The organism is Winslowiella toletana, from assembly GCF_017875465.1.
GTDB lineage: Bacteria > Pseudomonadota > Gammaproteobacteria > Enterobacterales > Enterobacteriaceae > Erwinia > Erwinia toletana.
In genome coordinates, this window is record NZ_JAGGMQ010000001.1 from 4136212 (window position 1) to 4162897 (window position 26686).

Consider the following 26686-nt stretch of genomic DNA (forward strand, 5'->3'; position numbering starts at 1 on the left):
CGAAAACATTGTAGGAAGCAGAGGGTTTTCAGGCCAGCTTTGCAGGGTTTCATACCATGCTGAGAGTATTTGGCCGCATAAACTCAGTCTGGCATTGGTCATGACGCATGGTGTGGACAGACAACATGCGTCATACAGATGGCGCTGAAAGGCAACAGACTCGATGTCTTCACTTCGAACAACCCTGCACAGTGATGTTGTGCAGGGTGTGGCAGGCAAAGGGAAGGAATTAAGAGAGACAATAATAATGGTAGACAATAAAAAACGCCCCGGTAAAGATCTCGACAGAATTGACCGTAATATCCTGAATGAGCTGCAGAAGGATGGACGTATTTCTAACGTCGAGCTTTCCAAACGGGTTGGCTTATCACCAACGCCGTGTCTTGAGCGCGTTCGTCGTCTGGAACGTCAGGGTTTTATTCTTGGCTATACTGCGCAGCTGAATCCGCATTATCTTGATGCCTCACTGCTGGTTTTCGTTGAGATTACTCTGAATCGTGGCGCGCCCGATGTGTTTGAGCAATTTAACGCCGCAGTACAAAAACTTGAGGAAACTCAAGAGTGTCACCTCGTTTCCGGCGATTTCGACTATCTGTTGAAAACGCGCGTGCCGGACATGTCAGCCTATCGCAAACTGCTGGGTGAAACCTTGCTGCGACTGCCTGGTGTGAACGATACGCGTACCTATGTGGTCATGGAAGAAGTGAAACAAAGTAACCGCTTAGTGATTAAAACGCGGTAACACAGGGCAGGTGCAAAACCTGATAGATTTCGGTACACTCCTGTGAATTCATACAGGTTCAGCGTCGGGCTTGCCCGGCGCTGTTGCCTTCTTATTTTACAGGCACCTGGAGAGTACTCTTGAGCCAGGAATATACAGAAGATAAAGAAGTTTCCCTGCAGCCGCTGAGTAGTGGACGTCGTCTGCTCGAAGCGCTGTTGATCATTGTTGCTCTTTTCGCCGTCTATTTGATGGTGGCTTTGTTGAGCTTCAATCCTTCCGATCCCAGCTGGTCACAGACCGCCTGGCACGAGCCGATTCACAATCTCGGCGGCGGTGTCGGTGCGTGGCTGGCCGACACACTGCTGTTCATTTTTGGCGTGATGGCGTACGCCATTCCTCCGGTGATCCTCGGTTTGTGCTGGATTACTTTCCGTCAGCGCGATCATCAGGATTATATCGACTACTTTGCGGTCGCTTTGCGCCTGATCGGGGTGCTGGCGCTGATTATTACCACCTGCGGTCTGGCGGCGATTAACGCTGATGATATCTGGTACTTTGCTTCTGGCGGCGTTATTGGCAGCCTGGTGAGCAACGCCATGGCGCCATATTTTAATGGCGCAGGCGGCACATTAACCCTGTTATGCATCTGGGCTGCGGGCTTAACGCTATATACCGGCTGGTCATGGTTAACTATCGCTGAGAAGATCGGCGGTGCGGTAATGGGCGTGCTGACGTTTGCCAGCAACCGTTCGCGTCATGAAGATCAGTGGCGTGAAGAGGATGATGAGCAACATGACGCTGCGCCAGTGAAAGTGCTGTCCCGTGAGAGCGATGAAGATGATGTTCTGCTGGCTGCGCCGAATCACCTTAATGATGAACTGGCGGACGATGACGAAGAGCAGGATCCATTGTTAGCGAAAGCTGCGGCGGCAACCACCGCAGCGCTGGCGGCATCGGCGGTTGCTGCGGAACGTAGTGCAGCGGCTGTGACTTCTCCGGCAACGACGCCGGCTGCGGTCAGCCCGGCAGCAACGCCAGCGCCTCAGCCTGAAGCACCACCGGTATACCGTTTTGAGATGCCGGAAGAGACCCCGACGCCATCGCAGCCGGTGCAGCCGGATGCGGATGAGGGGCCGCGTATGGGCAACTGGCGCGAGACGCCGTCATCAGCCTCTTCGCCATTTGATTTCTCCACGCCGCAACATGATCCGGGCGCTATTCCGGTCAATGCGCCGCAGGGTAGCGGCTTTAGCGATGCGGCCAAAAACGCCGCTGTCGCCGCCGCCACGCCATTTATGCCGGGCTTTAGCGCCACCAGCGGTGATTCCAATCCGCAGGTGAAGCAGGGAATAGGTCCGGAACTGCCACGTCCAAACCCGGTTAAATTACCGACGCGGCGTGAACTGGCCTCTTACGGTATTAAGCTGCCATCGCAACGGATGGCGGAAGAGAAAGCAAAAGAGGAAGATCTGCAACTGACACCGCCATCTTCAGCCGCTGAATTTGAGCAGGTTGATGAAGATGAACAGGCGCAGATGCAGGAATCACAGCTCCGCGAAGCCTTTATGACGCAGCAGCAACAGCGTTATGGCGAGGAGTTTGCAGCGGAACCCGAGGATGAGGAAGCGTTGCAACAGGCGATGCTGGCGCGTCAGTTTGCCGAGCAACAGCAGCAGCGCTATGAGCCGGAAGCAGAGCAAAGGTCCACGTTTACGCTGGATACTTCTAATGCCTTCGACTTCTCACCGATGGATGATCTGGTCGATGATGGCCCGTCTGAGCCGCTGTTTACGCTTGATGCCAGCCATCAGGCGGAAGCCGCGCCATCTCAGGCGACGCCACCACAACCCGCTGCCCAGCCAGCGTGGCAGCAGCCTGCGCCGCAACAGCCGCCGGTTCAGCCAGTCGCCGCAGTGGCAAGGCCGCAACCACCGGCAGCCGACAGCCTGATTCACCCGTTCCTGATGCGTCACGAGCAGCCGATGCACAAACCGCTGACGCCATTGCCAACGCTCGATCTGCTGACTTCACCGCCAGCAGAGGAGGAACCGGTCGATATGTTTGCTCTTGAGCAGACTGCCCGTCTGGTTGAAGCCCGTCTGGCGGATTACCGGGTGAAAGCGGAGGTGGTGGGTATCTCACCGGGTCCGGTGATTACCCGCTACGAGCTGGATCTGGCGCCGGGGGTAAAAGCGGCGCGTATCTCTAACCTGTCGCGCGATCTTGCGCGTTCATTGTCAGCGGTAGCGGTACGTGTGGTGGAAGTGATTCCGGGTAAACCTTATGTCGGTCTGGAACTGCCAAACAAGCATCGTCAGACCGTTTATCTGCGTGAAGTGCTGGATTGCGCCAAGTTCCGTGACAATCCATCACCGCTTTCGATCGTGCTGGGTAAAGATATTGCCGGTCAGCCGGTAGTGGCCGATCTCGGTAAGATGCCGCATCTGCTGGTGGCCGGTACCACGGGTTCCGGTAAATCGGTTGGCGTTAATGCCATGATTATTAGCATGCTGTATAAAGCCACGCCGGAAGAAGTGCGCTTTATTATGATCGACCCGAAAATGCTTGAGCTGTCAGTATACGAAGGTATCCCGCATCTGCTGACCGAAGTGGTAACCGATATGAAAGATGCGGCCAATGCGCTGCGCTGGAGTGTGGGTGAAATGGAGCGTCGTTATAAGCTGATGTCAGCGCTTGGCGTGCGTAACCTCGCCGGCTATAACGAGAAAATTGAGCAAGCCGCGGCAATGGGACGCCCGATTCCCGATCCGTTCTGGAAGCCGGGCGACAGCATGGAAACCACGCCACCGGTGCTGGAAAAACTGCCTTATATCGTGGTGATGGTTGATGAGTTCGCCGATCTGATGATGGCGGTGGGTAAAAAAGTCGAAGAGCTGATTGCGCGTCTGGCGCAAAAAGCGCGTGCGGCGGGTATTCATCTGGTGCTGGCTACCCAGCGTCCATCGGTGGATGTGATTACCGGTCTGATTAAGGCCAATATCCCGACGCGTATCGCCTTTACCGTATCGAGTAAAATCGACTCGCGTACCATCCTCGATCAGGCCGGTGCGGAATCGCTGCTGGGCATGGGTGACATGTTGTATATGGCGCCAAACTCCTCAGTGCCGATCCGTGTGCATGGCGCCTTTGTACGTGATGAAGAGGTGCATGCGGTGGTGCAGGACTGGAAAGCGCGTGGTCGTCCACAATATATCGACAGCATCACTGCCGGTGAAGAGAGCGAAGGCGGTGGTCTGGGGCTGGATGGCGATGAGGAACTGGATCCGCTGTTTGATCAGGCGGTGGCGTTTATCGTCGACAAGCGTCGTGCATCGATTTCTGGTGTGCAGCGTCAGTTCCGTATTGGCTACAACCGCGCGGCGCGTATTATTGAACAGATGGAAGCGCAGGGCATTGTCTCTTCGCCTGGTCATAACGGAAACCGCGAAGTGCTGGCGCCGCCATCACATGAGATGTAATAAACCGCCGGTTTTGTTGTCCTAATCCCCGGGAGCCGATAGCGGCTCCCCTACAGTGCCTCAGATACTTAACTGTAGGGGTGGCGTTATCGCCGCCCGTGCGGATGGTTTCCCCGATACGTAATAACGGAACTTATTAATGAAAAAATTATTACTCTCTTGCTGCCTGATGACCGCACTGACTTCAGCGGGTGTAATGGCTGATGCTTCCAGTGATTTGCAGCAACGTCTGGATAAAGTTAAAAGCTTCCACGCCAGCTTTACCCAGAAAGTGACCGATGCCACCGGCTCCTCGGTGCAGGACGGTGAGGGTGAACTGTGGGTGCAGCGTCCTGACCTGTTTAACTGGCATATGACCGCACCGGACGAAAGCGTACTGATCTCCGACGGCAAAACGCTGTGGTTCTACAACCCGTTTGTCGAGCAGGTCAGCGCCAGCTGGCTGAAAGATGCCACCAGTAATACGCCATTTATGCTGATTGCGCGTAACCAGTCCAGCGACTGGCAGCAATACAATATTAAGCAGAAGGGCGATACCTTTGAGCTGACGCCGAAAAGCGCCGCCGGTAACCTGAAGCAGTTCACCATTAACGTCTCCGGGAATGGCACCATCAATCAGTTCAGCGCCATTGAACAGGATGACCAGCGCAGCGCCTACACCCTGAAAAGCCAGCAAAATGGGGCGATCAGCGCCGATAAATTTACATTTACACCGCCTCAGGGTGTGACGGTTGACGATCAGCGTCAGTGAGGTCTGAGTGAGTAATCTGTCTCTGGATTTTTCCCATAACGAGTTTCAGCCACTGGCCGCGCGGATGCGGCCTGCGACGCTGGCGCAATATATTGGTCAGCAGCATCTGCTGGCGGCGGGAAAACCGTTGCCGCGGGCGATTGAGGCCGGTCATCTGCACTCGATGATTTTATGGGGACCGCCGGGGACAGGCAAAACCACACTGGCGGAAATTATCGGGCACTACGGTAATGCGGATGTTGAGCGTATTTCCGCCGTGACTTCCGGGGTGAAAGAGATCCGCGAGGCCATTGAACGTGCGCGTCAGAACCGTAACGCCGGTCGCCGCACCATTCTGTTTGTCGATGAGGTGCATCGCTTTAATAAAAGCCAGCAGGATGCGTTCCTGCCGCATATTGAAGATGGCACCATTACCTTTATTGGCGCCACCACCGAAAACCCGTCGTTTGAACTTAACTCCGCACTGTTGTCGCGCGCCCGCGTCTATCTGCTGAAATCGCTGACCACTGATGATATTGCGCAGGTGCTGGATCAGGCGATGAACGATGACCAGCGTGGCTATGGCCAGCAAAATATCGTGCTGCCGGATAACACCCGCAATATGATCGCTGAACTGGTCAATGGCGATGCGCGTCGTGCGTTGAATACCCTTGAGATGATGGCCGATATGGCTGAGACCAACGCTCAGGGTAAACGCGAGCTGACGCCGCAGTTACTGAGTGAAGTCTCCGGCGAGCGCAGCGCCCGTTTCGATAATAAGGGCGATCGTTATTACGATTTGATCTCCGCGCTGCATAAATCGGTGCGCGGATCCGCGCCCGATGCGGCGCTCTACTGGTATGCACGCATTATTACCGCCGGTGGCGATCCGCTGTATGTGGCGCGCCGTTTACTGGCGATTGCTTCTGAGGATGTTGGCAATGCCGATCCACGCGGTATGCAGGTGGCGATTGCCGCCTGGGACTGTTTTACCCGCGTTGGCCCGGCGGAAGGTGAACGCGCCATTGCGCAGGCGATTGTCTATCTGGCCTGTGCGCCAAAAAGTAACGCGGTCTATACTGCCTTTAAAGCTGCGATGCGTGATGCGCGCGAAAATCCTGACTATGATGTGCCGGAACATCTGCGTAACGCGCCGACTAAGCTGATGAAAGAGATGGGACTGGGCGCCGAGTATCGTTATGCCCACGATGAAGCCCATGCTTATGCCGCCGGTGAGAACTATTTCCCGCAACAAATGGCACAAACACGCTATTATCAGCCCACTTCCCGTGGTCTCGAAGGCAAAATTGCTGAAAAGCTCGCCTGGTTGACTGAACAGGATCAAAATAGCCCGACAAAACGCTACCGCTAATTCAGACGTTGCGGTAAGGTTAGTAATGATTTCAACGTATTCGCCGAAGCTGCGGCTACGTCTTTCCAATAATTAACTCACTCACTATAAGCACAGGATAAGCATGCTCGATCCCAATCTGCTGCGTAACGAGCCAGACGCAGTCGCTGAAAAACTGGCACGCCGGGGATTTGCCCTGGATGTGGACACGCTGCGCGCCTTAGAAGAGCGTCGTAAAGTCTTGCAGGTCGAAACTGAAACTCTGCAGGCTGAGCGTAACTCCCGATCCAAATCCATCGGCCAGGCTAAAGCGCGTGGGGAAGATATCGAGCCGTTGCGTCAGGAAGTTAACCTCCTTGGCGAACGCCTGGCAGCAGCCAGCGCTGAGCTGGATGCACTGCAGAATCAGATTCGCGATTACGCGCTGACCATGCCAAATCTGCCCGCGGATGAAGTTCCACTGGGTAAAGATGAGACTGAAAACCAGGAGATCAGCCGCTGGGGTGAGCCCCGTCAGTTCGATTTCCCGGTGCGCGACCATGTCGATCTGGGTGAACTGGCGCAGGGGCTGGATTTTGCTGCGGGCGCTAAGCTGACCGGTTCACGCTTTGTGGTGATGAAAGGGCAGATCGCCCATCTGCATCGTGCGTTAAGCCAGTTTATGCTTGATCTGCACACTGAGCATCATGGCTATCAGGAAACGGTGGTGCCTTATCTGGTGAACCACGCGTCTCTGTACGGAACGGGTCAGCTGCCGAAATTTGGCGAAGATCTGTTCCATACGCGTCCGCTGGAAGAAGAAGCCGACAGCAGCAGCTATGCGCTGATCCCTACTTCTGAAGTGCCACTGACTAACCTGGTGCGTGATGAGATTCTGGAAGAAGAATCGCTGCCAATCAAGCTGACCGCGCATACGCCATGTTTCCGCTCTGAAGCCGGATCTTACGGTCGTGATACCCGTGGCCTGATCCGTCAGCATCAGTTCGATAAAGTTGAGATGGTGCATATTGTCCGTCCGGAAGAGTCGATGCAGGCACTGGAAGAGCTGGTAGGTCACGCTGAAAAAGTGTTGCAGCTGCTGAATCTGCCATATCGTAAAGTGCTGCTGTGCAGTGGCGATATGGGCTTTGGCGCGACCAAAACTTACGATCTGGAAGTGTGGTTACCGGCGCAGAACACCTATCGCGAAATTTCATCCTGCTCCAATATGTGGGATTTCCAGGCGCGCCGCATGCAGGCACGCTGCCGCAGCAAAACCGAAAAGAAAACCCGTCTGGTGCATACGCTGAACGGTTCCGGTCTGGCGGTCGGTCGTGCGCTGGTCGCGGTGCTGGAAAACTATCAGCAGGCTGATGGTCGTATTCAGGTGCCGGAAGTGTTGCGTCCTTATATGCGCGGACTGGAATTTATCGGCTGATCCCCTTTATACTTCGAACTGAACCACAAAAACCGTCGATTAACATTCGGCGGTTTTTTTTCGTTTTTGCCACCGGATATCCAGTAAAAAATATTATGGTTCTTCTGGCGGGGAATATTTATAAAAATGATTAAAATCATAGTGATAATCAATTTGTGAACGGTTTCGCATTTCACGCTAAGCTGTTGTAGATAAAAAAAATAAATCGGACACTGGCAAATCGTGCGGCGGTCGATTTTTGCGCGTTGACATTAATATTGGTAATGGCAATATGCGCGCAAAATCTCTCTGTTATTTTGGCACTCGCCCCTATGTCCACCTGGTCTCGCCCTGTCATTTTGCTGCTCTGCGGCTTACTGTTATTGACGGTTTCAATTGCCGTGCTCAATACCTTAGTTCCGCTATGGTTAACGCACGATCGATTGCCTACCTGGCAGGTGGGACTGGTCAGTTCATCCTATTTCACTGGCAATCTGCTTGGCACCCTGCTGGCGGGCTGGCTGATTAAACGTCTCGGCTTTAACTACACCTACTATCTGGCGACGCTGGTATTTGCGCTGGCGACCGTCTGGCTGGGGATGAGCAGTGGATTCTTCGCCTGGAGCCTGGGACGTTTCGCCGCCGGAATGGGCTGCGCGCTGATTTGGGTGGTAGTGGAGAGTGCGCTGATGTGCAGCGGCACCGTCCGCAATCGTGGACAACTGCTGGCCGCCTATATGATGGTTTATTACCTCGGTACCGTGATCGGTCAACTGCTGGTCAGTAAAGTCTCCACCGAACTGATGAGCGTTCTGCCGTGGGTAACGGCGGTGGTAATGGCCGGCATTCTGCCACTGGTATTTACCAAAGTTACGGCACAGGGTAATGATGAAGAGGCAGCGCCAGGCCGTATGTGGCCGATGCTGCGCCGTCGTAATGCACGTCTGGGTATTCACGGTTGTATTATCTCCGGCGTGGTGCTGGGCTCGTTGTACGGCCTGATGCCGCTATACCTTTCCCATCAGGGAATGAGTGATGCTTCGGTGGGCTACTGGATGGCGCTGCTGGTGAGTGCCGGTATTGTCGGACAGTGGCCGGTAGGGCGTCTTGCGGATCGTTTTGGCCGTCTGCTGGTGTTACGTGTGCAGGTATTTGTGATGATTGTTGGCTCCATCGCTATGCTTAGCGATGCGGCCATGGCGCCGGCGCTATTTGTGCTGGGCTGTGCTGGTTTTACGTTGTACCCTGTGGCGATGTCGTGGGCTTGTGAAACCGTTTCGCACCATGAGTTAGTGGCGATGAATCAGGCTCTGCTGCTGAGCTATACCATCGGTAGTCTGGCGGGGCCAAGTATGACTTCATTGCTGATGCAGCACTACTCAGATAATTTGCTGTTTGTGATGATTGCAGTGGTGGCGCTGGTGTATCTGGTAATGCTGTTGCGCAAAGCCGATCAGCATGCAACGCCAATTGCACATGCCTGATAGCGCAGGCGGCGAAAACGCCGCCTGGCTTAATACATCACCTTATGACCGTAGCCTTCAAGAATATGTTTGACCCGATCCATGGTGTCGGCTTTCGGCGGTTTTACCCCATCCAGTTTGTACTCTTCACCCATCGCAATCCATTTATGCTTGCCCAGCTCATGGTAAGGCAGCAGTTCAATCTTCTCGACGTTGCCCATATCGCGGGTAAATTCACCCAGCTTATGCGCTGAATCATCATCATCGGAATAGCCTGGCACCACCACATAACGGATCCAGGTACGGATGCCGCGCTTCGCCAGATAACGTGCAAAGTCCAGCGTACGGTGATTCGAGACGCCAACCAGATTCTGATGAATATCATCATTCATCTGTTTCAGATCCAGCATCACTAAATCCGTTACATCCAGCAGTTCATCGATCACCGGATCGTAGCGACGCACAAAACCGTTGGTATCAAGGCAGGTGTGGATGCCTTCGGCATGGCAGGCGCGGAACCAGTCACGCACAAACTCGGCCTGCAGAATCGCTTCGCCACCGGAAGCGGTCACGCCGCCGCCGGATGCATTCATAAAGTGGCGGTAGGAAACCACGTCGGCCATCAGCTCTTCCACCGTAATCTGTTTACCGGCATGCGTGTCCCAGGTATCGCGATTATGGCAGTAAAGGCAGCGCATCAGGCAGCCCTGGAAAAAGGTGATAAAACGGATGCCGGGACCGTCAACGGTTCCGCAGGATTCGAATGAGTGGATACGTCCGATAGCTGACATTGCGATGAGTTCTCCATGGTAAACCTGCTGGTTGCAGGTGACGCAGTCTTTATATTGCTGCGTTAGATAAGTCTGTTTTGCCAGATACCTTAACTGTAGATCGCTGGCAAAGCAGGCTGGTGGTGAAAAGGCTCCTGCGACGGAGCCTTTTGCGGGTGCAGATTAACTTACAGCGATTTGGTAAAGGTACGTGTAATCACGTCCTGCTGCTGTTCTTTAGTCAGCGAGTTGAAACGTACCGCATAGCCAGAGACACGGATGGTCAGCTGCGGATATTTTTCCGGATGATCCATCGCATCCAGCAACATTTCACGGTTCATGACGTTGACGTTGAGGTGCTGACCACCTTCGATGCTCGATTCATGATGGAAATAACCATCCATCAGACCGGCAAGGTTGGTTTTACGCACATCGTCATCTTTACCTAAAGCGTTTGGCACGATAGAGAAGGTGTAAGAGATACCATCTTTCGCGTAGGCAAACGGCAGTTTCGCCACTGAAGTCAGTGAAGCGACAGCGCCTTTCTGGTCACGGCCATGCATTGGGTTAGCACCAGGTCCGAATGGTGCACCAGCACGGCGGCCATCTGGGGTGTTACCGGTTTTCTTACCATATACCACATTCGAGGTAATGGTCAGCACAGACTGAGTTGGCACCGCATCACGGTAGGTTTGCAGCTTCTGAATTTTCTTCATAAAGCGTTCAACCAGATCACAGGCCAGGTCATCAACACGTGCGTCATTGTTACCGAACTGCGGATATTCACCTTCGATTTCGAAATCAATCGCCATACCATCCGCATCACGCACTGGTTTCACTTTAGCGTATTTAATCGCTGACAGTGAGTCAGCCGCCACGGAGAGACCGGCGATACCACAGGCCATGGTGCGATACACATCACGGTCATGCAGTGCCATCAGTGAAGCTTCGTAGCTGTATTTATCGTGCATGTAATGGATCACGTTCAGCGCGGTCACATACTGTTTTGCCAGCCAGTCCATAAAGTGATCCATACGGCTCATCACGGTATCGAAGTCCAGCACGTCATCCATAATTGGCGCTTCTTTCGGGCCAACCTGAATTTTCATTTTTTCATCCATGCCGCCGTTAATCGCATACAGCATGGTTTTCGCCAGGTTAGCACGCGCGCCGAAGAACTGCATTTGCTTACCGACCAGCATTGGGCTGACGCAGCAGGCAATGGCGTAGTCATCGTTATCGAAGTCCGGACGCATCAGGTCATCATTCTCATACTGCAGAGATGAGGTATCGATAGAGACTTTCGCCGCATATTTTTTGAAATTCAGCGGCAGTTTTTCCGACCACAGAATGGTCATATTGGGTTCAGGTGATGGACCCATGGTGTACAGAGTATTCAGGAAGCGGAAGCTGCTTTTTGATACCAGCGTACGACCATCCACACCCATGCCCGCCAGAGACTCGGTAGCCCAGATTGGGTCGCCAGAGAACAGCTCATCATACTCAGGGGTACGCAGGAAGCGCACCATACGCAGTTTCATTACCAGGTGATCGATCAGTTCCTGTGCGTCCTGCTCGGTGATTTTGCCCGCTTTCAGGTCACGTTCGAAATAGATATCAAGGAAGGTGGAGACGCGTCCGAAGGACATTGCCGCACCGTTCTGTGATTTTACCGCCGCCAGATAGCCGAAGTAGGTCCACTGTACTGCTTCCTGTGCGCTGGTGGCCGGCCCAGAGATATCGCAGCCATATTTAGCCGCCATCTCTTTAATCTGCGCCAGCGCATGATGCTGATCGGCAATCTCTTCACGCAGACGGATAGTGGCTTCGAGGTTAACGCCATTTTCCAGATCGTTTTGCAGTGAAGTGAACTGCGCAAACTTATCTTTCATCAGGAAGTCGATGCCGTACAGGGCAACACGACGATAGTCACCGATAATACGACCACGACCATAAGCATCCGGTAAACCGGTCAGGATACCGGATTTACGGCAGCGCAGAATATCCGGGGTATAAACATCAAATACACCCTGGTTATGCGTTTTGCGGTATTCGGTAAACACTTTTTTCAGTGATGGATCCAGCTCACGGCCATAAACTTTACAGGAGCTTTCCACCATTTTGATGCCGCCAAACGGAATCAGTGCGCGTTTCAGTGGCGCTTCAGTTTGCAGACCAACGATTTTTTCCAGGTTTTTATTAATATAACCGGCATCGTGAGAAGTGATGGTTGAAGCAAGGTCGGTATCAAAATCAACCGGCGCATGCGTGCGGTTTTCGATTTTGATGCCTTCCAGAACATTGTCCCACAGAGCGGTTGTCGCGTCGGTCGCACCAGCCAGGAAAGACTCGTCACCTTCATACGGCGTATAGTTTTTCTGGATAAAGTCGCGGACGTTAACGCTATTCTGCCATTCGCCTGCGGCGAAGGTTTCCCAGCCTGCGGCCAGTTTGTTATTAAGCTCGGTCATTTGATACCTACCTTATTTGTGGAGTTCTTTCTCGGATCCGATCGGGTCAATACGCGACCGGTTCAAAATTCGTATTCAGCAGCGATAACTAGTTCTGATGCTGGTCACCGCTGCGCAGATAAATTACCCAATAGGTTAAGCCGACCATCACACCGCCGCCGATGATATTGCCGATGGTCACCGGAATCAGATTATCAACAATAAAGTTGCTGACGCTCAGGCTGGAGAAGTGTTCAGCGGTGGTGCCAGCCGCCTGCCAGAATTCAGCCGAGGCGAAATCGCGGATAACAATAGCCATCGGAATCATAAACATATTAGCGATGCTGTGTTCAAAGCCGCTGGCAACGAACATGGCGACCGGCAGAACCATTGCCAGCATTTTGTCGGTCAGTGTGCGGCCGGAGTAACTCATCCAGACCGCCATACATACCATCAGATTTGCCAGCGTACCGAGGCAGACGGCTTCAATAAAGCTATGGTGCATTTTATGGTCGGCGGTTTGTAATACATTCAGCCCCCATGCGCCGTTTGCCACCATATGTTCGCCGGAGAACCAGATCAGACCGACAAAGAACAGGGCGCCAATCAGGTTACCGAAATAGACGTTAATCCAGTTGCGCGCCAGCTGCCCCCAGGTGATACGACCGCTGGCTTTGGCTACCACGATCAATACGGTAGAGGTAAACAGGTCAGCGCCGCAGACCACAACCAGCATTAAACCGAGCGAGAAGCAGATGCCGCCAACCAGTTTGGCCAGACCATAAGGTACTGCGCCAGTGCCGGTGGTGGCGGTGATATAGAAGACAAAGGCGATGGAAATAAACACACCAGCAGTGATCGCCAGAAAGAATGTGGTTAAGGGATGTTTTGTTGCTTTATATACACCAGCCTCTTCAGCGACTTTCGCCATCGCGGCCGGTAATAATAGATCGAATGGATTGTCAGCTTTCACTAACGTTCTCCTGAAATTTGTCAGCAACTGAATACTAACAAAGGAGTATAGGGGACAAATTGATATGGATCATATTAGGACTGAAGGCAGAGGCCTTTAACCTGATAACAGACAAGGTCTTTTTGTTTATGTTGTTGTTTTTAATTAAGAAAAAATATTTTAAAATGTACAATAAAAGTTTAAAAACACACGTTTTGTTAAAGTCAGCAGAGGGTATTACAGGCAGGAATTTATATAAAATTGCATCTTTCAGGAAATCAGGCGTCAGATGATGACTATTTATTCACTTTTAATTTTCAGATGTAGTTTTAAACCAGTAAATTTAACGGATTCCACGTGGGAAAAAGGCTATTTCAGACCAGAATACTGGCTGAAATAGCCCGGCCAGATTATTTCCAGTACTGGCGTTTAGCGCGCTGCAATTTCTCGTAAGCGGCCAGCAGTGACTGATGCGCCGGGAACGCCGCCAGATCGCTGTCTGAGGCTTGCAGACCGTAGAACGGTGACTCACCGCTGATGGCGGCAGAAGCCGCTTCAACTGCATCGCTGCCGTACATACGCACAAAGGCGTTGTGATATTGCAGTGGATCGCGGCCCTCTTCCTGCGCCAGCAACAGCAGGGTTTGCAGGCAGCGGTAGTAGTTGGCGCGCTCTGCGCTGACGACGGAACTGTTGAATTCCATGGTCCACTCGGTCCAGATCAGCGCCTGATCAAGATCGCCACCGGCCAGCGCCAGCATCGCTTTCAGCTCGCCAATACGTAACGTATACCAGCCGTTATCTTTGCCGGTTGCAATACCCAGCAGCTCACGCACGCGAGTAAAGTCATCATGGCCGTCTTCGTCCAGCTGAGCGATCATTGCCAGATAATCTTCTTTGTCCCACTGGCTGCCCGGTAACGACAGCACGGTTTCACGCAGATAAGCGCCCATGCTGTTGTTGGCCAGCAGCAGATCTTCCGCCGGATAGATATCGGACATGCCAGGCACCAGGATGCGGCAGGCATAGACGTCGAGATGCTGATAGTCGGCGATATAAACTTCTTTATCTTCCGCCTGGAAGATCGCCATCAGGGTCGCGAACTCCTCTTCGGTGGTGCCTTCAAAACGCCAGTCGGCAAACGGATAGTCTGCGTCATCTTTAAACATATCCCATGAGATCAGACCGCTGGAATCGATAAAGTGGGTTTCGAGGTTGGCGTGCTCCGCCACTTCTTCGTCATCGAAGGTCGGCGGCGTAAAGACATCGAGATCTTTCAGACCGCGGCCCTGCAGCAGCTCGGTAACGGTACGCTCAAGGGCGACACCGAAATCAGGATGCGCGCCGAAAGAGGCGAAGCAGGTGCCGTTTGCCGGGTTGAACAGTACTACGCAGATTACCGGGTATTTACCCCCCAGTGAGGCATCGTAAGAGAGGATCGGGAAACCTTCCGCTTCCAGACGCGCGATGGCTTCAACCACGCCAGGGTAACGGTTCAGCACCTCTTGCGGGATTTCCGGCAGACTGATCGATTCAGCGATAATGCGGTTTTTAATGTAACGCTCGAACACTTCCGACAAGCCCTGCACACGCGCTTCGTTAGCGGTGTTGCCCGCTGACATGCCGTTGGAAACATACAGGTTACCGATAATATTCATCGGGATATAGACGGTTTGATTGTCTGACTGGCGGGTAAACGGCAGGGCGCAGATTCCGCGTTCGGCATTGCCGGACTGCAGATCAATCAGTTCGCTGGCGCTCAGCTCATTTTCCGGATCGTAGAATTTACGCAGCCGGGCGTCGAGAATCCCTTCCGGCAGGCTCTCATCTTCCGGCAGCGGGAACCATTTTTCATCAGGATAGTGGACAAAATCACCATTGCCGATGGTGTCGCCTAACCAGAAATCGGCGAAGAAATAGTTGGTCGACAGACGTTCAAAGTATTCGCCCAGCGCAGAAGCCAGCGCCGCTTTTTTGCTGGCGCCTTTACCGTTGGTGAAGCAGAGTGGGCAATCGCGGTCGCGAATGTGTACTGACCAGACGTGCGGGACAGGATTCAGCCAGGACGCTTCTTCAATATTGAAGCCCAGATCCTGTAGTTTTTGCTGAAAGCGTGCGATGGAATCTTCCAGCGCGGCGTCTTTGCCAGGAATATAAGTTTGAGTCATGTTGCCCACTATTTATTGATTGTGCGTAAAGCGCGCAATGATACGGGTTTTGTCCCCTAATCGCTATGCGGCGGCGATAATTTCCTGCGCTGTATCCTGCCATTATTTGTGATCATGTTGCGTGACAAAAAGATGAAGCGGGAAAGCGCCTCACAAAATAGCGTGGTTGTTTGCAATTACCCTACAAGCTGTTGCGGTGCATCCCCTGAAATCTGCACCAGCGTCGGATAAATGATTGCAGCATCAGGGACGCAGTGATAAAACCGATAGCAGATTCATAACCGATAGATATGACAGTGGTGAGGGGAAATGACTCAGGTTTTCAATTTTAGCTCCGGCCCGGCAATGTTGCCGGTAGAAGTGCTTCGTCGTGCAGAGCAGGAACTGTGTAACTGGCAGGGCCTGGGCACCTCCGTAATGGAGATTAGTCATCGTAGTAAAGAGTTTATTAAGGTCGCAGAGGATGCGGAACAGGATCTGCGCGATCTGCTGAAAATCCCCTCCAACTATAAAGTTTTATTCTGTCACGGCGGCGCGCGCGCGCAATTTGCGGCGGTGCCGTTAAATCTGCTGGGACAGGCTAAAACCGCTGATTATGTTGATGGCGGCTACTGGGCGCATAGTGCAGTTAAAGAGGCGCAAAAATATTGCACCCCTAATGTGATTGATGCCAAAACCACCATTGATGGGTTAAGCGCCATTACGCCAATGAGCAGCTGGGCGCTCAGTGATGATGCGGCCTATGTTCACTTCTGCCCGAATGAAACCATTGATGGCCTGGCGATCAATGAAGAGCCGGACTTTGGCGACAGAGTGGTGGTAGCCGATTTATCTTCCACCATCCTTTCCCGACCGATTGACGTCAGCCGCTACGGCGTGATTTACGCCGGCGCGCAGAAAAACGTCGGTCCGGCCGGCCTGACGCTGGTGATTGTGCGTGACGATCTGCTCGGCAAAGCGCGTCAGGAACTGCCTTCGATTCTCGATTACAAAGTGCTGGCGGAAAATGACTCAATGTTCAATACGCCACCGACCTTTGCCTGGTACCTTTCTGGTCTGGTGTTTAAGTGGCTGAAAGAGCAAGGCGGCGTCAGCGAAATCGATAAACTGAACCAGGCGAAAGCCGATCTGCTGTATGGCGTGATCGACAGCAGCGATTTCTACCGCAATGGCGTGGCGCTGGCGAACCGTTCCCGTATGAATGTGCCGTTCCAGTTAGCGGATTCAGCACTGGATAAAGCCTTCCTGGAAGCGTCATTCGCTGCCGGTCTGCATGCGCTGAAAGGCCATCGTGTGGTTGGCGGCATGCGTGCTTCCATCTACAATGCGATGCCACTTGAAGGGGTGAAGGCCCTGACCGACTTTATGGTCGACTTCGAGCGCCGCCACGGTTAATTACCCGTCATACTTCGACCCGCAGATGCGTTGGCTGCGCCCGTTCACCCCGGTCACATAGTTATCTATGCTCCCGGGGATTCACGGGCTTGCCGCCTTCCTGCGACTCGAATTATTTAGGGTAATTATTCCGTCATTACTTAATACTGAAACCTCACCAGCCGGTGGGGTTTCATTGCAATTGTTTTATGGAGAATAGGTTTCGCATGCTGGAATCCCTGACGTTACAACCCATCGCTCGCGTCGACGGCACCGTTAATTTACCGGGCTCAAAAAGCGTCTCTAACCGCGCGCTGTTACTGGCTGCGCTGGCCAACGGCACCACGCGTTTAACCAATCTGCTGGATAGCGATGACGTTAAACATATGCTTAATGCTCTGAGCGCGTTAGGTGTCAGCTATACGCTTTCTGCCGATCGTACCCAGTGTGAAGTTGTCGGTCGTGGCGGGCCACTGCATGCGGATAAAGCGCTTGAGCTGTTCCTCGGTAACGCCGGCACCGCGATGCGTCCGCTGGCCGCCGCTCTCTGTCTGGGCAGTAACGATATCGTGCTGACCGGCGAACCGCGGATGAAAGAGCGTCCGATTGGTCATCTGGTGGATGCCCTGCGTCAGGGCGGCGCTCAGGTTGACTATCTGGAGCTGCAGGATTACCCGCCAGTGCATATCAAAGGCGGTTTTGTGGGGGGCGAAGTGGCGGTGGATGGTAGCGTCTCCAGCCAGTTTCTGACCGCGCTGTTGATGACTGCGCCGCTGGCAAGCCAGGATACGCGCATTGTGATCAAAGGGGAGCTGGTATCGAAACCCTATATCGATATCACCCTCAATCTGATGAAAACCTTTGGCGTCGTGGTGGAAAACAATGGCTATGCCAGCTTCGATATTCGTGGCAGCCAGCAGTACCAGTCGCCGGGTGACTACCTGGTCGAAGGCGATGCTTCTTCCGCCTCCTATTTCCTCGCCGCTGCGGCGATCAAAGGCGGCACCGTGCGGGTGACCGGTATTGGCCGCAACAGCATGCAGGGCGATATCCGTTTTGCTGATGTGCTGGAGAAGATGGGGGCAACTGTTGAGTGGGGCGATGATTTTATCGCTTGTACGCGTGGCGAACTGAACGCCATCGATCTCGATATGAACCATATTCCCGACGCTGCGATGACCATTGCCACTACGGCACTGTTCGCGCAGGGCACCACGGTGATGCGTAATATCTACAACTGGCGCGTTAAAGAGACTGACCGTCTGGCGGCGATGGCGACTGAGCTGCGTAAAGTCGGTGCGGAAGTGGAAGAGGGGCATGACTATATTCGTATTACGCCGCCTGCATCCATTAATTATGCCGAGATTGGTACATATAACGATCACCGCATGGCGATGTGTTTCTCGCTGGTGGCGTTGTCCTCTACCGCAGTGACCATCCTCGATCCAAAATGCACAGCTAAAACCTTCCCTGATTACTTTGAGCAGCTGGCGCGCATCAGCCAGCTGGCCTAAACTCAACGATAGTCTGAAAGATAAAAACCTCGTCGTCCTGATCGGCGATGAGGGAATTTTCTCTCCGTTTTGCCGCTACCGTTGCACTGACTGTTCTGAATCTGCTGTTTATTTTGCTCAAGTCTATGCTTTGGGGTAACGATCGCGGTTATTGCAGCGTATAATGCGCGGCGATATTTGTCTGACGTGCAGACAGCCACGGAAATTCCAGCAACAGGAGAGAGAGATGACGGCATTAGCCCCGGTTATCACCATTGATGGGCCAAGTGGTGCGGGTAAAGGCACGCTTTGTAAAGCGATGGCTGAAGCACTGCAGTGGCATCTGCTGGATTCTGGCGCAATTTATCGCGTACTCGCGCTAGCGGCACTGCATCATCAGGTTGATATTGCGTCTGAAGAAGCGCTGGTTCCGATTGCCGCCCATCTGGATGTGCGCTTCATTTCCACCGATGGTGAACTTGAAGTGATCCTTGAAGGCGAAGATGTTACTTCGGAGATCCGTACGCAGGATGTCAGTAACACCGCTTCAAAAGTCGCCGCGTTTCCACGCGTGCGTGAAGCGCTGTTGCGCCGCCAGCGCGCCTTCCGGGAAGCGCCAGGTTTAATCGCTGACGGACGCGATATGGGCACGGTGGTATTTGTTGATGCGCCGGTGAAAATTTTTCTCGACGCCAGCTCTGAAGAGCGCGCGCACCGCCGTATGCTACAGTTGCAGGAGAAGGGCTTTAGTGTTAACTTTGAGCGCCTTTTATCTGAGATAAAAGAGCGTGACGATCGCGATCGTAACCGGGCAATTGCGCCTTTAGTCCCGGCTAAAGATGCTCTGGTACTGGATTCCACCAGTATGACCATTGAGCAAGTGATTGAAAAAGCGTTACACTATGCCCGCGAAAAACTGGCGTTACCCGATAACTGATTCGGTTAATCGCGCAGAACAAGATCCCTTAACCCTGTGATATGGACGTCATGGGGCATGTGAAACAACCCCATCCGGCAGGACGTCAGATGGACGTTAAATTGAAGAATCCATAAGATTATCAATATGACTGAATCTTTTGCTCAACTATTTGAAGAATCCCTGAAAGAAATCGAAACCCGTCCGGGTTCCATCGTTCGTGGTGTTGTTGTCTCTATCGACAAAGACATCGTGCTGGTTGATGCGGGTCTGAAATCTGAATCTGCAATTCCTGCAGAGCAGTTCAAGAACGCAGCCGGCGAACTGGAAATCCAGGTGGGTGACGAAGTTGACGTTGCGCTGGACGCAGTAGAAGACGGCTTCGGTGAAACCCTGCTGTCTCGTGAGAAAGCTAAACGTCACGAAGCATGGATCACGCTGGAAAAAGCTTACGAAGATGCTGAAACTGTTACCGGTGTTATCAACGGCAAAGTGAAAGGTGGCTTCACAGTTGAGCTGAACGGTATTCGTGCGTTCCTGCCAGGTTCACTGGTTGATGTTCGTCCAGTGCGCGATACGCTGCACCTGGAAGGCAAAGAGCTTGAATTCAAAGTAATCAAGCTGGATCAGAAACGTAATAACGTGGTGGTTTCACGTCGTGCGGTTATCGAATCCGAAAACAGCGCAGAGCGCGATCAGCTGCTGGAAAACCTGCAGGAAGGCATGGAAGTTAAAGGTATCGTTAAGAACCTCACTGACTACGGTGCATTCGTTGATCTGGGCGGCGTTGACGGCCTGCTGCACATCACTGACATGGCATGGAAACGCGTTAAGCATCCAAGCGAAATCGTCAATGTTGGCGATGAAATCAATGTCAAAGTACTGAAATTCGACCGCGAGCGTACCCGTGTTTCTCTGGGTCTGAAGCAGCTGGGCGAAGATCCATGGGTTGCTATCGCTAAGCGTTATCCGGAAGGCACTAAGCTGACTGGTCGCGTGACCAACCTGACTGACTACGGCTGCTTCGTTGAGATCGAAGAAGGCGTTGAAGGTCTGGTTCACGTTTCAGAAATGGACTGGACCAACAAAAACATCCACCCATCCAAAGTTGTTAACGTTGGTGATGTTGTGGAAGTTATGGTTCTGGATATCGACGAAGAACGTCGTCGTATCTCCCTGGGTCTGAAGCAGTGTAAATCTAACCCATGGCAGCTGTTTGCGGAAACCCACAACAAGGGCGACCGTGTTGAAGGTAAAATCAAGTCAATCACTGACTTCGGTATCTTCATCGGCCTGGACGGCGGCATCGACGGCCTGGTTCACCTGTCTGACATCTCCTGGAACGCTACCGGAGAAGAAGCCGTTCGTGAATACAAGAAAGGCGACGAAATCGCTGCTGTGGTTCTGCAGGTTGACGCAGAGCGCGAGCGTATCTCCCTGGGCGTTAAGCAGCTGGCAGAAGACCCGTTCAACAACTATATCTCTCTGAATAAGAAAGGTACTATTGTTAACGGTAAAGTGACTGCAGTTGACGCTAAAGGTGCTACAGTTGAATTAGCAGACGGCGTTGAAGGCTACCTGCGTGCTTCTGAAGCTTCAGTTGACCGCGTAGAAGACGCAACTCTGGTTCTGAATGTTGGCGACGATGTTGAAGCTAAATTCACCGGTGTTGACCGTAAAAACCGCGTTGTTAGCCTGTCTGTTCGTGCGAAAGACCAGGCTGACGAGAAAGAAGCTATCGCTACTGTTAACACCAAACAGGAAGAAGGTAACTTCTCTAACGCTATGGCTGAAGCGTTCAAAGCTGCTAAAGGCGAGTAATCGTCCTGTGAATTCGGGTAGCGCAAGTTACCCGAATTCTGTAGTAAGCTGTCAAAACCTTTTCCATTAGGGATTAACCGGAGGATTTATGACCAAGTCAGAACTGATCGAAAGACTTGCAGGCCAACAGTCTCATATTCCGGCGAAAGTCGTTGAGGATGCGGTTAAAGAGATGCTTGAGCATATGGCCACTACACTGGCTGAAGGCGAGCGCATCGAAATCCGGGGATTCGGCAGCTTTTCTTTGCACTACCGTGCACCTCGTACTGGCCGTAACCCGAAAACGGGTGACAAAGTGGATCTGGAAGGTAAATACGTTCCTCACTTCAAGCCAGGTAAAGAGTTGCGCGATCGCGCAAATATCTACGGTTAAGCAGCCGCGAAGCGGAAACCATAAAACGACACTTTCGGGTGTCGTTTTTTTTTTGCCGTATTCTGCGCACTTGCGCACAACCTTTTGTTGTTCTCTGCACCCCTGATGTATTGCGCGGAAGCCAGTTCCCATTTCGTCTGATCTGCTGCTGCGCCAGGCATTCACTTACGCCACACTTGTTGCCAAGGCTAACAAGGAGTGGTTATGGCAACCTCTGTTACACAGCTCTCATGGATGATCATCTGCGCGGCATTACCTCTCTGTTTTCTGCCAGCTTTACCCAGTCAGCAGCAGCTGTCCTTGCTGGGCATACTGGCGCTAATTTTGCTGATGGCCCGCTGGCGTCACGCTAAGTCTCTGGCGCTGTTATTGCTGCTGTTTATCTGGTGTTGCTTTGCCGGGCAGCAGACGCTTAATCAAATCACCCGCCTCAGCACGATCCCGGTGGCAGCCGAAGTGCTGATTGAACAGGTCAGCGGAGAAGGGCAGCGGCTCAGAGTGCGGTTACTGGCTGTGGAACAGCGGCCAGTGTTTCCGCCGTTATACGTCACGCTTAATGGCGCGGGCTGGGCAGACGGCGCCTGTGCCGGACAGCGCTGGCAGATGACGCTGAACTTAAGGCCAGTCCATGCCAGGCTTAATCAGGGCGATTTCGATCTGCAACGCCAGGCGCTGGCAAATCATAGCCCGCTCAATGGCCGAATTTTAGCTGCCGAGCCACTGGAGCAGAATTGCAGCTGGCGGCAACAAATTATCGCCGTTAAACAGCCTGAATATCAGCAACTCCCCTGGCAGGCAGTAATCAGTGCGCTGGCTTTTGGTGAACGTGGCGGGATGCCAGCAGATATTACTTTGTTGCTCCGTCAGACCGGCACAGCGCATCTGATGGCGATCTCCGGTATGCATATCGGTCTGGCGGCGCTGTTCGGCTGGCTGCTGGCGCGCGGCGTGCAGTTCTTTTTCCCGGCTCACTGGATAGGGTATCGCTTTCCTTTGTTTATCAGCCTGCTGGTGGCGCTATTGTATGGCTGGCTGTCCGGCGCCAATCCGCCTGCCGTTCGCGCCATGCTGGCGTTAACGCTGTGGGGCTTGCTGCGTCTGTCAGGATTGCGCTGTAGTGGCTGGCAGGTATGGAGCCTGTGCGTTGCGGTGATCCTGTTTTTTGATCCACTGACCATTCTCTCCGACAGTTTCTGGCTTTCCGCACTGGCGGTAGCGGCGCTGTTACTCTGGTATCACTGGTTTCCGTTGCCTGCGCGTTTCAGCACACAGCGGCGCTGGTTGCTGTTGCAGTTACTCCATTTGCAGCTCGGTATGATGTTGTTGTTAATGCCGGTACAGGCATATATGTTTCATGGCGTCAGTGTCAGCGCGTTAGTGGCCAACCTGATTGCGGTGCCGGTGGTCTCACTGGTCAGCGTGCCCTTAATCCTGCTCAGCCTGCTGATCCCCGTCAGTTTTCTCAGTCAGCCACTGTGGTGGCTGGTGGACCGGTCACTGGCGCTGGTGATCAACAGCTTACAGTTACTACCGGATGGCTGGCTGATGCTCAGCGAAGCGGGGGCGCTAAGTTGTCTGTTGTGCTGGCTGCTGCTGCTGGTATGGCGTTTTGACTGGTGGCGCTCCTCACCGGTGACGGTTATCAGCCTGGTGGTGACGCTGGTTTACTGGCGACAAAGCCTGCCTGCGCCCGACTGGCGAATCGATATGCTTGATGTTGGTCATGGTTTAGCGGTGGTGATTTCGCGTGAGGGCAAAGCGGTGATTTATGATACCGGTAATCGCTGGCCCGGCGGTGATACAGGGGAGAGGATAATTGCCCCCTGGCTGCGCTGGCAGGGGATTGAACCGCAGCAGATTATTATCAGCCACGCCCATCTTGACCATATTGGCGGACTGGAGAGTTTACAGCGAGCCTGGCCGCAACTGACGGTAAGAAGTGCGCTGGCGATGAGCGGGCATTTGCCCTGTTATCAGGGGGAACGCTGGCAATGGCAGCAGCTCAATTTTCAGGTGTTATGGCCTGCAGCAGGCAATCAGCGCGGCGCTAATAACGATTCCTGCGTAGTGATGGTCGATGATGGCCGTTATCGCGTATTGCTGACCGGTGACCTCGAAGCCCCGTCTGAAAGAGCGTTAGTGGCGCGCTATCAGGCAGCCTTACGCGCCGATATTATTCAGGTGCCGCATCATGGCAGCAGCACCTCGTCGACCGCGCTGCTGTTACGTCATGTGCAGGGAACGGCGGCGCTGGCTTCGGTGGCGCGTTTTAACAGCTGGCGTTTACCTGCAAAACAAATTATTCAGCGCTATCAGGATAATGGCTATCAATGGCATGACACCGCGCTTTCCGGACAGCTGAGTGTACAATTTAGCAGCGAAAACTGGCAGGTAACAGGGTTAAGAGAGCAAATATTGCCCCGTTGGTACCATCAGTGGTTTGGCGTACCCAGGGAATCCAGGTAGAATGAGCGGCTACTTCATCTCAAGCTGGTTATATAATGCATCTGGATAAAGATCTCTCAACATGGCAGACATTCCGTCGCCTCTGGCCGATGATCGCGCCGCACAAAGCAGGTTTGATCGCGGCTGCGGTTGCACTAATCATTAATGCGGCTGGCGATACTCTGATGCTGTCACTGCTGAAACCTTTACTCGATGATGGTTTTGGTAAGGCAGACAGTTCGGTTCTGCTGTGGATGCCGCTGGCAGTGATTGGCCTGATGTTAATGCGCGGAATCTCTGGTTTTATTTCCAGTTATTGCATCTCCTGGGTCTCTGGCAACGTGGTGATGAATATGCGCCGCCGTTTGTTCAGCCATATGATGGGCATGCCGGTTGCCTTTTTCGATCAGCAGTCGACCGGTACCTTGCTGTCGCGTATCACCTATGACTCTGAGCAGGTTGCTTCATCCTCTTCCAGCGCGCTGGTCACCGTAGTGCGCGAAGGCGCGTCGATCATTGGTCTGTTTATCATGATGTTCTACTACAGCTGGCAGCTGTCGTTGATTCTGATTGTACTGGCGCCGATTGTGTCGATTGCGATTCGTCAGGTTTCCAAACGCTTCCGTAATATCAGCAAAAATATGCAAAACACCATGGGTGAAGTGACCACCAGTGCTGAGCAGATGCTGAAAGGCCATAAAGAAGTGCTGATCTTCGGTGGTCAGGAAATTGAAAGTAAGCGTTTCGCTTCTGTCAGCAATAAAATGCGTCAGCAGGGCATGAAACTGGTATCGGCTTCATCGATTTCCGATCCAATTATTCAGTTAATCGCCTCAATGGCGCTGGCATTTGTACTGTATGCCGCCAGCTTCCCGAGTGTAATGGCGACCTTAACCGCCGGTACCATTACCGTGGTGTTCTCCTCAATGGTAGCGCTGATGCGCCCGCTGAAATCACTGACCAACGTCAACGCCCAGTTCCAGCGCGGTATGGCGGCATGTCAGACTCTGTTCTCGATTCTCGACAGTGAGCAGGAAATCGATACCGGTAAGCGCGAAGTTGAACGCGCGAAAGGCGACATCGAATTCCGCGGGGTGACGTTTGCCTATCCGGGACGTGAAACACCTGCGCTGCACAATATCAATCTGGCAATCCCTGCCGGTAAAACCGTGGCGCTGGTCGGGCGTTCCGGTTCCGGGAAATCGACCATCGCCAGTCTGCTCACGCGCTTTTATGATATTCAGCAGGGCGAAATCCTGATGGATGGTCACGATCTGCGTGAGTACACCCTGAGTTCGCTGCGTAATCAGGTGGCGCTGGTATCGCAAAATGTGCATCTGTTTAACGACACTATTGCCAATAACATCGCCTATGCCCGTAGTGAAAAGTACAGCCGTGAAGAGATTGAGAAAGCCGCAGTGATGGCCTATGCAATGGACTTTATCAACAAAATGGATAATGGCCTGGATACGGTGATTGGTGAAAACGGCGTGCTGCTTTCCGGTGGTCAGCGCCAGCGTATCGCGATTGCCCGTGCCCTGCTGCGCGACTGTCCGATTCTGATCCTCGACGAGGCCACCTCCGCGCTGGATACCGAATCTGAACGTGCGATTCAGTCGGCGCTGGACGAGTTGCAGAAAAACCGTACTTCACTGGTGATTGCACACCGCTTGTCGACCATCGAAAAAGCGGATGAGATTGTGGTGGTGGAAGATGGCCGTATTGTTGAACGCGGTTCACATGACCAGCTGCTGAGTGAGAAAGGCGCTTATGCTCAGCTGCATAAAATGCAGTTTGGCCAATGATTGAACGTATCTGGAGCGGACGTTCGCTCCTGTATATCCTGCTGCTGCCACTGAGCTGGCTGTACGGGCTGATAAGCAATGGCATTCGCCTGAGCTATCAGCTTGGCTGGCGCAAGGTGTGGCGGGCATCATTACCGGTTGTGGTGGTGGGCAATCTTACTGCGGGCGGCAACGGCAAAACCCCGGTGGTCATCTGGCTGGTCGAAGCGTTGCAGCGCCAGGGATTGCGTGTTGGTGTGGTATCCCGTGGTTATGGCGGCAAAGCCGCGCACTATCCATTGTTGCTGAATGCGGAGACGACCACGGCGGAAGCGGGTGATGAGCCGGTATTAATTTATCAGCGCACCCGTGCACCGGTGGCGGTTTCGCCGCTGCGCCGTGAGGCGGTACAAGCGCTGCAGGATGCGGGCAATCTTGATCTGATCGTCACCGATGACGGTTTACAGCATTATGCGCTGGCGCGCGATTTTGAAATTGTGGTGATTGACGGTGTGCGTCGCTTTGGTAACGGCTGGTGGTTGCCTGCCGGACCGATGCGTGAACGCCCGGCGCGCCTTGCCAGCGTCGACGCGGTAATCGTTAATGGCGGCATCGCGCGCGACCATGAGATTGCTATGCAGTTAAAACCTGCGGATGCCATCAATCTGAAAACCGGTGAGAGAAAACCGCTGACGGCCTTTGATCAGGTCGTCGCCATGGCGGGTATCGGTCATCCACCGCGTTTTTTCACCACGCTGAAACAGCAGGGGATTATCCCGGTGAAAGAGCAGGCGTTTGCGGATCATCAGGCATACAGCGAAGCGGAACTGCGCGCGCTGACCACCGCCAGTCAGGTGCTGATGATGACGGAAAAGGATGCGGTTAAATGTCGCGCCTTTGCGGCGGAAAACTGGTGGTATCTGCCGGTCGATGCGGAGTTAACGGCGGGACCGGCGGCAGATTTGCTGGCTAAAATTAAGATGCTGTGTAAATAAAA

At 53.2% G+C, this 26686-nt stretch carries 19 protein-coding genes and 2 pseudogenes; 16 read left to right on the top strand and 5 right to left on the bottom strand.

The window, feature by feature from the left end; genetic code table 11:
• Positions 1-247: 247 nt before the first annotated feature.
• The 7 genes and pseudogenes from lrp (at position 248) to serS (ending at position 7701) form a co-directional block, all read left to right on the top strand.
• A complete protein-coding gene (lrp, locus tag J2125_RS19305) occupies positions 248-742 on the top strand; it encodes a leucine-responsive transcriptional regulator Lrp (RefSeq protein WP_006118610.1) in 495 nt (164 codons plus the stop codon).
• Between the two features lie 119 nt (positions 743-861).
• Positions 862-2527, top strand: a pseudogene (locus J2125_RS25305) (DNA translocase FtsK 4TM domain-containing protein); the annotation flags it as partial.
• A 212-nt stretch (positions 2528-2739) separates the two neighbouring features.
• Positions 2740-3681: pseudogene (locus J2125_RS25310) on the top strand (DNA translocase FtsK); the annotation flags it as partial.
• 147 nt (positions 3682-3828) lie between these two features.
• Positions 3829-4203 (top strand): DNA translocase FtsK, encoded by a 375-nt coding sequence (locus tag J2125_RS25315; protein WP_420864407.1) that lies wholly within the window; start codon positions 3829-3831, stop codon positions 4201-4203.
• Between the two features lie 139 nt (positions 4204-4342).
• Complete coding sequence (gene lolA / locus J2125_RS19315) at positions 4343-4954, top strand: outer membrane lipoprotein periplasmic chaperone LolA (RefSeq protein ID WP_017802449.1); 612 nt, start codon at positions 4343-4345, stop codon at positions 4952-4954.
• A 7-nt stretch (positions 4955-4961) separates the two neighbouring features.
• Positions 4962-6305 (top strand): replication-associated recombination protein A, encoded by a 1344-nt coding sequence (locus J2125_RS19320; RefSeq protein ID WP_017802450.1) that lies wholly within the window; start codon positions 4962-4964, stop codon positions 6303-6305.
• Between the two features lie 103 nt (positions 6306-6408).
• The gene (gene serS, locus J2125_RS19325) at positions 6409-7701 is read left to right on the top strand and encodes a serine--tRNA ligase (RefSeq protein WP_017802451.1); all 1293 of its coding nucleotides are present in this window, start codon (positions 6409-6411) and stop codon (positions 7699-7701) included.
• Between the two features lie 172 nt (positions 7702-7873).
• On the opposite strand, the gene J2125_RS19330 is transcribed toward serS, so the two are convergent.
• Entirely contained in the window at positions 7874-8089 is a 216-nt protein-coding gene (locus J2125_RS19330; RefSeq protein ID WP_198510906.1) for a hypothetical protein, read from the bottom strand.
• Here J2125_RS19330 and J2125_RS19335 point away from each other — a divergent pair.
• A complete protein-coding gene (locus tag J2125_RS19335) occupies positions 8013-9164 on the top strand; it encodes an MFS transporter (protein ID WP_026111886.1) in 1152 nt (383 codons plus the stop codon). The two genes, J2125_RS19330 and J2125_RS19335, sit on opposite strands and share 77 nt — an antisense overlap.
• A gap of 29 nt (positions 9165-9193) precedes the next feature.
• On the opposite strand, the gene pflA is transcribed toward J2125_RS19335, so the two are convergent.
• The 4 genes from pflA to ycaO form a co-directional block, all read right to left on the bottom strand.
• Positions 9194-9934 carry a pyruvate formate lyase 1-activating protein gene (pflA, locus tag J2125_RS19340; protein ID WP_017802453.1) on the bottom strand — a complete coding sequence of 247 codons (741 nt, stop codon included), beginning with the start codon at positions 9932-9934 and terminating at the stop codon, positions 9194-9196.
• Positions 9935-10101: 167 nt separating this feature from the next.
• Complete coding sequence (pflB, locus tag J2125_RS19345) at positions 10102-12384, bottom strand: formate C-acetyltransferase (protein WP_017802454.1); 2283 nt, start codon at positions 12382-12384, stop codon at positions 10102-10104.
• An 88-nt stretch (positions 12385-12472) separates the two neighbouring features.
• Positions 12473-13336 (bottom strand): formate transporter FocA, encoded by an 864-nt coding sequence (gene focA, locus J2125_RS19350; RefSeq protein WP_017802455.1) that lies wholly within the window; start codon positions 13334-13336, stop codon positions 12473-12475.
• A 389-nt stretch (positions 13337-13725) separates the two neighbouring features.
• Positions 13726-15483, bottom strand: coding sequence for a 30S ribosomal protein S12 methylthiotransferase accessory factor YcaO (gene ycaO / locus J2125_RS19355; RefSeq protein ID WP_017802457.1), 1758 nt, complete (start codon positions 15481-15483; stop codon positions 13726-13728).
• A gap of 309 nt (positions 15484-15792) precedes the next feature.
• Here ycaO and serC point away from each other — a divergent pair, with 309 nt between their 5' ends.
• From serC to lpxK, 8 genes are all read left to right on the top strand, one after another.
• The gene (gene serC / locus J2125_RS19360; protein ID WP_017802458.1) at positions 15793-16878 is read left to right on the top strand and encodes a 3-phosphoserine/phosphohydroxythreonine transaminase; all 1086 of its coding nucleotides are present in this window, start codon (positions 15793-15795) and stop codon (positions 16876-16878) included.
• A 209-nt stretch (positions 16879-17087) separates the two neighbouring features.
• Entirely contained in the window at positions 17088-18371 is a 1284-nt protein-coding gene (aroA, locus tag J2125_RS19365; protein WP_026111887.1) for a 3-phosphoshikimate 1-carboxyvinyltransferase, read from the top strand.
• 226 nt (positions 18372-18597) lie between these two features.
• A complete protein-coding gene (gene cmk, locus J2125_RS19370; protein WP_017802460.1) occupies positions 18598-19287 on the top strand; it encodes a (d)CMP kinase in 690 nt (229 codons plus the stop codon).
• Positions 19288-19413: 126 nt separating this feature from the next.
• Positions 19414-21087 carry a 30S ribosomal protein S1 gene (rpsA, locus tag J2125_RS19375; protein ID WP_017802461.1) on the top strand — a complete coding sequence of 558 codons (1674 nt, stop codon included), beginning with the start codon at positions 19414-19416 and terminating at the stop codon, positions 21085-21087.
• Between the two features lie 88 nt (positions 21088-21175).
• Positions 21176-21460, top strand: a complete 285-nt coding sequence (ihfB, locus tag J2125_RS19380; protein ID WP_017802462.1) for an integration host factor subunit beta — start codon at positions 21176-21178, stop codon at positions 21458-21460.
• Between the two features lie 204 nt (positions 21461-21664).
• Positions 21665-23926: a ComEC family protein gene (locus J2125_RS19385; RefSeq protein WP_017802463.1), complete on the top strand. Its 2262-nt coding sequence runs from the start codon at positions 21665-21667 to the stop codon at positions 23924-23926.
• Between the two features lie 35 nt (positions 23927-23961).
• On the top strand, positions 23962-25710 hold the full coding sequence (gene msbA / locus J2125_RS19390) for a lipid A ABC transporter ATP-binding protein/permease MsbA (protein ID WP_017802464.1): 1749 nt from the start codon (positions 23962-23964) through the stop codon (positions 25708-25710).
• Positions 25707-26684: a tetraacyldisaccharide 4'-kinase gene (gene lpxK / locus J2125_RS19395; protein ID WP_017802465.1), complete on the top strand. Its 978-nt coding sequence runs from the start codon at positions 25707-25709 to the stop codon at positions 26682-26684. Before msbA ends, lpxK begins: the two co-directional genes overlap by 4 nt.
• Positions 26685-26686 lie beyond the last annotated feature (2 nt).

Coding starts and splice junctions, on each gene's coding strand:
- serS (WP_017802451.1), top strand. CDS start 6,409: ATGCTCGATCCCAATCTGCTGCGTAACGAGCCAGACGCAGTCGCTGAA.
- lolA (WP_017802449.1), top strand. CDS start 4,343: ATGAAAAAATTATTACTCTCTTGCTGCCTGATGACCGCACTGACTTCA.
- pflB (WP_017802454.1), bottom strand. CDS start 12,384: ATGACCGAGCTTAATAACAAACTGGCCGCAGGCTGGGAAACCTTCGCC.
- J2125_RS19335 (WP_026111886.1), top strand. CDS start 8,013: ATGTCCACCTGGTCTCGCCCTGTCATTTTGCTGCTCTGCGGCTTACTG.
- pflA (WP_017802453.1), bottom strand. CDS start 9,934: ATGTCAGCTATCGGACGTATCCACTCATTCGAATCCTGCGGAACCGTT.
- J2125_RS25315 (WP_420864407.1), top strand. CDS start 3,829: ATGGCGCCAAACTCCTCAGTGCCGATCCGTGTGCATGGCGCCTTTGTA.
- lpxK (WP_017802465.1), top strand. CDS start 25,707: ATGATTGAACGTATCTGGAGCGGACGTTCGCTCCTGTATATCCTGCTG.
- msbA (WP_017802464.1), top strand. CDS start 23,962: ATGCATCTGGATAAAGATCTCTCAACATGGCAGACATTCCGTCGCCTC.
- cmk (WP_017802460.1), top strand. CDS start 18,598: ATGACGGCATTAGCCCCGGTTATCACCATTGATGGGCCAAGTGGTGCG.
- rpsA (WP_017802461.1), top strand. CDS start 19,414: ATGACTGAATCTTTTGCTCAACTATTTGAAGAATCCCTGAAAGAAATC.
- ycaO (WP_017802457.1), bottom strand. CDS start 15,483: ATGACTCAAACTTATATTCCTGGCAAAGACGCCGCGCTGGAAGATTCC.
- lrp (WP_006118610.1), top strand. CDS start 248: ATGGTAGACAATAAAAAACGCCCCGGTAAAGATCTCGACAGAATTGAC.
- J2125_RS19385 (WP_017802463.1), top strand. CDS start 21,665: ATGGCAACCTCTGTTACACAGCTCTCATGGATGATCATCTGCGCGGCA.
- serC (WP_017802458.1), top strand. CDS start 15,793: ATGACTCAGGTTTTCAATTTTAGCTCCGGCCCGGCAATGTTGCCGGTA.
- ihfB (WP_017802462.1), top strand. CDS start 21,176: ATGACCAAGTCAGAACTGATCGAAAGACTTGCAGGCCAACAGTCTCAT.